The organism is Bordetella sp. BOR01, from assembly GCF_019218885.1.
Taxonomy (GTDB): domain Bacteria; phylum Pseudomonadota; class Gammaproteobacteria; order Burkholderiales; family Burkholderiaceae_B; genus Bordetella_A.
Window position 1 is genome coordinate 24,433 of the sequence record NZ_JAHUWT010000008.1, and the last position, 8,345, is coordinate 32,777.

Here is an 8,345-nt window from a genome sequence, read left to right on the forward strand (position 1 = left end):
GCCGCAATGAACTCTTCCACATTGAACTTCGCGCCCACGCGCAGAAGTCTCCTGAAAGGACTGGCCGCCAGCGCCGCGCTGTCAGCTCCGTGGATCGGGCGCCTGGCGAACGCCGCCGAGACGCTCTATGTGAATACCTGGGGCGGCACGTGGGAAACCGCAGCCGCCCGGCACCTGTTCGAACCGTTCCAGCAATCCAGCGGCACCACGATCCGCTCGGTGTCACCTGTTTCGTTTGCGAAACTCGCCGCCCAGGCGCGTACCGGCGTCTATGAATTCGACGTCACCACCCTGGGGGGAGCCGACCTGGTACGCGCCAACGAAGCGGGCCTTATCGAGGCTATCGACACCAGCATCCTGCAGCCAGACGGCCTGGATGAAGGGCAGGTCTATCAGAATGGCGTCGGCTCGCACGCGTTCGCGACCGTTATCGCCTATCGAACCGATCGCTACCAGAATGGCGGTCCGTCCGACTGGAAGGCGTTCTTCGACTTGCAGCGGTTTCCCGGCCCACGCACTTTGCAGCGCCACGCACCCCGGGTCCTTCCGCTGGCCCTGCTGGCCGACGGAGTGCCGCTAGACCAACTGTACCCCGTCGATATCGAACGTTCTCTAAGGTCGCTCGACCGCATCAAGCCGTCGGTTCGTGTCTGGTGGACGCAAGGCCAGCAATCGCAGCAACTGTTGCGTGACGGCGAGGTGGACGCCGCCGCCATATGGCATGGCCGCGTGGTAGAGCTGATGCGCCAGAAGCAACCCGTTCGGCTGGAATGGAACCAGGGCCAAGTAGACCGGGCCTATTGGGTGGTGTCCAAGGGTTCGCCTCGCGCCAAGCTGGCGTGGCAGTTCATCAATGCGTCCGTACGCGGCGAGCGCCTGGCCGGCTTTTGCCGCCAGGCCGACTACGGCCCGCTGAATCGGAAGGCGTTCGAATACATCCCCGAGGAAGACGCACGCATGATGCCGACCCAGCCCGACAACTACAAACTGCTGTTCGAACAAAACGTGGAAGAACTCGCACCGCAGCTCAACGATATTGCACGCCAGTTCGACCGCTGGGTCGTGCGCTGAACACGGCAATTCATCGGATCAAAGAATGAGCGCTATTTCTTCGCACAATCCACGCCGGTGGCGCAGCCTGTTGCTGCTGGCACCCGTGGTCATCTTCCTGCTCGCATTCTTCGTGGTTCCCCTGTTCCAGGTCTTGCTGCTCAGTGTCAGCGATCCGGGCTGGAGCCTCGAACATTACTACTACCTGTTCTCCGACGGCTTCTTTATCGGTGTGCTTTCCAGCACCTTCCTGACAGCACTGGGCGTCACCCTTGTCTGCCTGGCGCTGGGGTATCCCCTGGCGTACACGGTGGTGCGGCTCGGTGGCGGTTTCGCCAAATCGGCGCTCGTGCTGGTGGGTCTGAGCCTGTGGGTCAGCTTCCTGGTGCGCACCTACGCGTGGATGGTGATACTGGGAAATCGCGGGCCCATTGTGGCGCTGCTCGACCGCCTGGGCCTGGGCAATGGGGAACTGCTCTTTACGCGTTTCAGTTCGACGCTGGGCATGGTGCACGCGCTATTGCCGTTGATGGTGATGACGCTCTACTCCGTCATGCGCAAGATCGACCCCGCCTATATTCGTGCGGCGCGCGGCCTGGGCGCCAGCAGCTGGGCGGCCTTCCGTCATGTATTCTTGCCGCTCAGCGCGCCCGCCATCGTCAACGGCTGCACCCTGGTGTTCATTACCTGCCTGGGCTTCTATGTCATGCCCGTACTACTGGGCGGACCGGGCGAGCAAATGCTCGCCGGCCTGATCGGGCAGCAGATCGAAGAACTGCTGAACTTCGGCGAGGCCGCCGCGATGTCCGTGGTGCTGCTCGTCGCGTCCCTATCGGTATACGCTGTCTACAACCATGCCTTCGGCATCGACAAGCTGTGGGGAGAACCGCGATGAAAGCGCTGCGATGGTTCTCTATCTTGATCGTTGCCTTTGTAACCGCGCCAATGTTCATCGTGGTGCCGATGTCGTTCAGCCATTCGCAATCGTTCGAATTTCCGCCGCCAGGTTATTGGCTTGGATACTACGAGGCGTACTTCTCCGATCCTCGCTGGACGCTTCCTACCTTGAACAGCCTGCTGATCGGCCTGGGCACGGCACTACTGACCATGATGCTGGTCGTGCCCGCCACCTTCGCCCTGACGCGCGACAACTTCCGCGGCAAAAGCGTACTGAACCTGTTGCTTATTCTGCCACTGACCGTGCCGCACATCGTGGTCGCCCTGGGCTACTACTACTATTTCGGCGAGCTTGGACTGATTCAGAGCCGCCTGGGCGTAATACTGGCGCATACCTGCCTCAGCGTACCGGTGGTTTACCTGATCGTATCGGCCACGCTCAAGGGCTTCGACCAGAATCTTGAACGTGCTGCCCAGAATCTCGGGGCGTCGCCCATGAAGGCCTTCTTCCTGGTCACGTTTCCAGTATTGAGACCGGGCTTCCTGGCCGCCGCACTGTTCGCATTCGTGCATTCGTTCGACGAGGCCGTGGTGTCGCTGTTCATATCGGGGCGCGACGCCGCCACCCTGCCGCGCCAGATGTTCGACAGCTTGCGCATGCAGGCCGATCCCATCATCTCGGTCGTCTCCACGCTGATTCTTATGGCCATGATTCTGGCGCTGGCAGCCCCGCGCGCTTTGCGCTGCATTCGGTCAACCCAACGCCCTTCGAAAGAAACGCAAACGTCGCCTCTGCCCGGCGGCCGTCTGGAGAACCCATGCTGAACGCCTCTATTTCCCACCAGAATGGCGAGCTCGACGAGCACCTGCACATCGAAGCGCTGCAAAAAACCTACGACGGCCGGCATAACGCCGTTGATGGCGTCAGCCTGACGTTGCGCCAAGGCGAGTTCGTCACATTCCTGGGGCCCAGCGGCTCCGGAAAAACCTCGACCCTGGCCATGGTGGCCGGGTTCGAGGCGCCTACCGCGGGCGAGATCCGGCTGCGCGGTACTGCGCTGACGGGCGTCCCGCCGCACAAGCGCAATATGGGCATGGTGTTCCAGAACTATGCGCTGTTTCCGCACATGAGCGCGGTCGAGAATGTCATTTTTCCATTGCGCATGCGCAAGGTGACCGCGGCTGACGCGGCCGCGCGCGCGCGTCGCGTGCTGGACATCGTCGGCTTGGCTCAGCATCGCGATCGCCTGCCCAAGCAGCTTTCAGGGGGCCAGCAGCAACGGGTCGCCTTGGCGCGAGCGCTGGTGTTCGAACCCGAAGTATTGTTGCTGGACGAGCCCTTGAGCGCACTCGACAAGAATCTGCGAGAACAGATGCAGCTTGAAATCAAACGGCTGCATACCGAGTTCGGCATCACCAGTATTTTTGTCACCCACGATCAATCCGAAGCCATGACGATGTCAGACCGCATCGCTGTCTTCAATGCCGGCCGAGTAGAGCAATTCGCGCCGCCCATGCAGGTATATGCCGCGCCCGCCACTCACTTCGTGGGGTCTTTCGTAGGCGAAAGCAATTTTTTCGGCGTCCGGCGCCTTGACCCGGCGCGGGGAGAATACGCCTGCGATTCGTTGGGCCGCACCTTGCGCGCGCACTCAGCCTCGGACCATGCCGCCGGCAAAGACGCATACATGATGGTCCGGCCCGAATCCTTGCGCCTGCTGGAGCAGGCCGATTCGGCCGAGCAAGACAACGTGCTGGACTTCCAGATCACCGGCGTTGTCGACTACGGCGCGAGTCTCTTGCTCAGCGGCCTGAGCGGCGAGGTGCCCGTACGCATACGCGTGCCCGGCGCGCGCGCAAGAGCGCTGGCGAACGGATCGCGGCATCGTATTGCCTGGAACGCGGGAGACGCGCACATCGTGCCTCGCATCTAGGTCACCAATCGCCAGATCTGGCGAAATTCCGGGTGCCGGCGTGGTGCCAGCACCTCGATCCAAGGGGAAACCAGTGAAAACAAGCACATGGTTGCGCTTCGGCGCATCCGTCTGCCTGGCGGGCGCGGCTGCGCCTGCTCTGGCGGACAATGTCACACTGTATGGCGTGGTGGATTCCTACATCGGGGCCATCAATAGCAGTGGCCGCACCGAGAAATCCGTGGATAGCGGCGGACTGCAGGTCTCGCGCTTCGGCCTGATGGGAAGCGAGGATCTTGGCGGCGGAACTCGGGCAGTATTCCGCCTGGAAGGTGGCTTCAACACCAACAACGGCAACGCTTCCGTAGCCGGCCAGATGTTCGGCCGGCAGGCCTGGGTGGGTTTCGCCAATAACGACTGGGGCGAATTCCGCATCGGCAAGCAAAACAGCGTCTTCTTCAATATGCTGGGCAAGATCGCCGCATTCTATGGCGGCACCTTTGGCGCGGGGCTGGGTACCCAGTCCGGCTACAACTTTCGCAATAACAACGACATCAGCTATAGCTCGCCACGCTGGCATGGCTGGCGCCTGGAAACGCACTATGCGCTGGGCGACAGCTACCGTCACAGCCAAGCCGGCCGAGTCTGGCAGGCGGCAATCGAATACCAGAACGGGCCCTACTACTTCCTGGCCGCCCACGTGGACAATACGCTGCCCGGCGCCACCGACGACCTGTATGACGGCACCCGCAACCGTCAAACCGCGATCGGGGGCAGCTACGACTTCGATCCGGTCACCGTATACCTGGGCTACTTCAAGAACGAGCAGACCGACGGCAGCATCGACAAGGACCTGTATTCGATCAGCGTTGCGTTCGATCTTACCGCGGCCGACCAACTAAGCCTGGGCTGGACGTACATCGACGTCAAAGCCGACAACGCCAACACCGATCCTTCAACCTTCGGCGGATCGTCACACGCCAATCACTACGGCATCATGTACCTGCACCGCTTGTCCAAACGCACCACGCTCTATGCGGCGGGCGCATGGATCGACAATGGCGAAGGGCTGCGCTATGCAATCGGAGCCGCGCAGGCGCCCAGCGCCGACTGGCGCAACCGCCCTCTGGCCGGAGACGCGACCCGGGGGGTGCAATTCGGTATACGCCACGTGTTCTAGCCTCGTGCCGGGCAAGCGCCGCTTGCGGCGCCGCGCCCCTGCATTGCCGCGAGCCAGTATGAACAGGCGCTAGAACCCCAGGCTCGCCAGCAGGTCGTCGACCTGGTCCTGGCTGGTTACCACGTCGGCCTTGCCGGCCGGACTGACCTGGGGCCCGTTGAGCAATGTCTGCGCTTCGTCGCGGCGCTCTTGAGGCACGTTGTCCAGCAGAACCTGCAGCAGTTCGCGCTCGATGGCACCCACCACGTCCATCATGCGCATGATCACCTGGCCGGTCAGGTCCTGGAAATCCTGCGCCATCACGATTTCCATCAACCTGCCCTGGGTCTGCTGGGTCTGGACCGGCACGTCGGCCAGAAAGGCCCGCGTATCCTTGACCAATTCGCGCGCCTCGGGCAGCTCCAGCGGCTGATCGAACCATTGCTGCCAGCGTACGTCCAGCGCCTGGGCCGAACGGGCCATGCCGTCCTGGATGGGGCCGGCCGCGTCGGTGGCGTTCAAGACGCGGTTGGCGGCTTGTTCGGTCATCTGCGCCACATAGCGCAGCCGGTCGCGGGCGTCGGGAATCGCCTGCGCGGCATCCTTGATGGCCTGGTCCAGCCCCAGTTCGCGCATGCTGTCGCGCAGCATGCGCGTCAGCGAGGCGATACGGTGTATCAGGTCGGCCGGGTCTGCCTTGCTGCCAATTTCAATTGCGCTCATACCGCACCTCAGCCCGCGATTTTCTCGAAGATCTTGGTCAGCTTCTCTTCCAGCGTCGCCGCCGTGAAGGGCTTGACCACATAGCCGCTGGCCCCGGCTTGCGCGGCGGCCACGATATTCTCTTTCTTGGCCTCGGCCGTCACCATCAGCACCGGCAGCGACTTCAGCGCGCCGTCGGCACGAATCTGCTTGAGCATTTCCAGGCCGTCAAGATTGGGCATGTTCCAGTCCGACACCACGAACTGGAAACTGCCGTTGCGAAGTTTTTCCAGGCCGATGGCACCATCTTCGGCTTCATCCACGTTCTCGAAACCCAGCTCTTTGAGCAGGTTACGGATAATGCGCCGCATCGTGGGGAAGTCATCCACCACCAGAATCTTCATACCCTTGTCTATCATTTCAACTCCAGAAAATAGTCTTTCGCGCCCGCCGCCGACACTGCGGCCTCAGACACGGTTCGCGTGGTCGCCCAGGCGCGTCAGAATGTGTTCGCTCATTGCCGCCAGTGGTACCACTTCGGCCGCCGCGCCCAGCAAGATGGCTTCGCGCGGCATGCCGAACACCACGCAACTGGCCTCGTCCTGTGCCAGCGTATGCGCACCCGCCCGCCGCATGGCCAGCAGGCCGGCGGCGCCGTCCTTGCCCATGCCGGTCAGGATGACCCCGATGGCGTTGGCTCCCGCCGCGCTCGCGGCCGAGCGGAACAACACGTCCACTGACGGACGGTGACGATTGACCGGCTCGCTCGCCTCGAGCTCGATGACGTAGTTCGCGCCGCTGCGCCCCAGTTTCATGTGCGTGTCGCCGCCTGGTGCCAGGTACACATGCCCGGGAAGCACGCGCTCGCCATCGCTTGCCTCGCGCACGGTCACAGCGCACAAGGCGTCCAGGCGCTGGGCAAATGAACGCGTGAAGCCGGCCGGCATATGCTGGGTAATCAGCATCGCCGGGCTATCCGGCGGCAAGGGTCGCAGCACTTCGCGTATAGCCTCGGTGCCACCCGTGGATGCCCCCACCATCACCAGCTTTTCCGAGCTGGAATATGGGCTGCGCAAGCGCACCGGCGGCGCGGACTGCGCAGCCGGCGTGGGGACCTGCAGGCGCGCACGCGCGGCTGCCCGGATCTTGTCGGCGATCAGTTCGGCATACTCGAGCATGCCGTGGCGTATCCCCAGCTTGGGCTTGGTCACGAAGTCGATGGCCCCCAACTCCAGGGCCCGCAAAGTGGTCTCGCCGCCGCGTTCGGTCAGCGACGACACCATCACTACCGGCATGGGCCGCAGCCGCATCAGTTTTTCCAGGAAATCCAGCCCGTCCATACGGGGCATTTCCACATCCAGCGTCAGCACGTCGGGGCCATGCTGCTTGATCAGCTCGCGCGCCACCAGCGGGTCGGGCGCGACCGCCACCACCTCCATGTCGTCGCGGCTGTTGATGATCTCGGTCATCAGGCCGCGTACCAGGGCCGAATCGTCCACGCACAGAACGCGTATTTTCTTCATCTTCGCCTCAGCGTCCCGGCTGCATGCCCACGCACTCGTACACGGTCTGCCCGCGCAGGCGGAAATCCCGGCTGATATACGTGAAATTCTCGGAATGGCCGGCAAACAGCAACCCGCCCGCTTTCAATAGCGGAACGAAGCGCTGCAGAATGCCGGCCTGGGTGGGTTTATCGAAATAGATCATCACGTTGCGACAGAAGATCGCGTCAAACTGCTCGGCGATCGGCCAGGATCGCGCCAGCAGATTCATGGTCTCGAAGCGCACCATGGCAGCCAGTTCGGGCCGCACGCGCACCTGCCCTGTATTGGAACCCCGCCCACGCAAGAAGAAGCGTTTCAACCTGGCCGGGTCCATGCGAGCCACGCGCTCGTCGGCATACACGCCTGCGCGCGCCTTGTTCAGCACATTCGTGTCGATGTCGGTGGCCAGCACCGTGGCCGACGAAGCCCGTTCGCCCAGCGTCTCGGCCAGCGTCATGGCGATCGAATAAGGCTCTTCACCGGTCGATGCCGCGCAGCACCATACAGATAGCGGCGCTGTGCGGGTCCGGGCCAATTCGGCCAGTATCGGAAAATGGTGCGCCTCGCGAAAGAACGCGGTCAGGTTGGTGGTCAGCGCATTGACAAAATCTTCCCACTCGGCAGCAGCCGGCTGGTTCTCAAGATGATCCAGATAACCCGAGAAGTCCTGCCGGCCCAGTGCGCGCAGGCGGCGCGTCAGGCGGCTGTACACCATTTCGCGCTTGTGTTCGCCCAGCGAGATGCCGGCCCGCTCATGGATCATGCGCCGCACGCGTGCGAAATCGGCCTCGAGGAACTCGAACTGCCGCTCGGCCGAAAACGATGCGCTGGCGCCAGAGCTTGCCACGGCAGATTACTGCTGCAAGGCCAGCGCGCCCGCCATGGCGGGGTCGCGCTCTTGCGGGTGGTGGCGCAACCCGTCACGCGCCGCACGATCGCCACCCAGCTGCCGTGCCGGCACCTCGATGACCTCGCCCGCGATGATCTTGAACACCGACACCGCCTCGGCCAGCCGCTGCGCCTGCTCCTGCAGCGAACCCGCCGCCGCCGCGGCCTCTTCCACCAGCGCCGCGTTCTGCT

At 63.1% G+C, this 8,345-nt stretch carries 9 protein-coding genes and 1 pseudogene; 5 read left to right on the forward strand and 5 right to left on the reverse strand.

Translation table 11 applies throughout. The annotated features are described in order from the left end of the window. The first annotated feature begins 6 nt into the window (after positions 1-6). From KW845_RS29210 to KW845_RS29230, 5 genes are all read left to right on the forward strand, one after another. Positions 7-1,071, forward strand: coding sequence for an ABC transporter substrate-binding protein (locus tag KW845_RS29210; RefSeq protein WP_218372928.1), 1,065 nt, complete (start codon positions 7-9; stop codon positions 1,069-1,071). Positions 1,072-1,096: 25 nt separating this feature from the next. Continuing rightward, the gene (locus KW845_RS29215) at positions 1,097-1,945 is read left to right on the forward strand and encodes an ABC transporter permease (RefSeq protein WP_218372929.1); all 849 of its coding nucleotides are present in this window, start codon (positions 1,097-1,099) and stop codon (positions 1,943-1,945) included. Beyond that, the gene (locus KW845_RS29220) at positions 1,942-2,772 is read left to right on the forward strand and encodes an ABC transporter permease (RefSeq protein ID WP_218372930.1); all 831 of its coding nucleotides are present in this window, start codon (positions 1,942-1,944) and stop codon (positions 2,770-2,772) included. Before KW845_RS29215 ends, KW845_RS29220 begins: the two co-directional genes overlap by 4 nt. Then, entirely contained in the window at positions 2,766-3,881 is a 1,116-nt protein-coding gene (locus KW845_RS29225) for an ABC transporter ATP-binding protein (RefSeq protein WP_218372931.1), read from the forward strand. Before KW845_RS29220 ends, KW845_RS29225 begins: the two co-directional genes overlap by 7 nt. A 73-nt stretch (positions 3,882-3,954) precedes the next feature. Then, the gene (locus KW845_RS29230; RefSeq protein ID WP_218372932.1) at positions 3,955-5,040 is read left to right on the forward strand and encodes a porin; all 1,086 of its coding nucleotides are present in this window, start codon (positions 3,955-3,957) and stop codon (positions 5,038-5,040) included. 69 nt (positions 5,041-5,109) lie between these two features. On the opposite strand, the gene cheZ is transcribed toward KW845_RS29230, so the two are convergent. The 5 genes and pseudogenes from cheZ to KW845_RS29255 form a co-directional block, all read right to left on the reverse strand. Then, the gene (cheZ, locus tag KW845_RS29235; protein WP_218372933.1) at positions 5,110-5,742 is read right to left on the reverse strand and encodes a protein phosphatase CheZ; all 633 of its coding nucleotides are present in this window, start codon (positions 5,740-5,742) and stop codon (positions 5,110-5,112) included. Between the two features lie 8 nt (positions 5,743-5,750). Further along, positions 5,751-6,140, reverse strand: a complete 390-nt coding sequence (gene cheY / locus KW845_RS29240; protein WP_218372934.1) for a chemotaxis response regulator CheY — start codon at positions 6,138-6,140, stop codon at positions 5,751-5,753. Positions 6,141-6,188: 48 nt separating this feature from the next. Then, complete coding sequence (locus tag KW845_RS29245; protein WP_218372935.1) at positions 6,189-7,244, reverse strand: chemotaxis response regulator protein-glutamate methylesterase; 1,056 nt, start codon at positions 7,242-7,244, stop codon at positions 6,189-6,191. Between the two features lie 7 nt (positions 7,245-7,251). After that, entirely contained in the window at positions 7,252-8,112 is an 861-nt protein-coding gene (locus KW845_RS29250) for a CheR family methyltransferase (RefSeq protein ID WP_218372936.1), read from the reverse strand. 6 nt (positions 8,113-8,118) lie between these two features. Beyond that, positions 8,119-8,345, reverse strand: a pseudogene (locus tag KW845_RS29255) (chemotaxis protein); the annotation flags it as partial.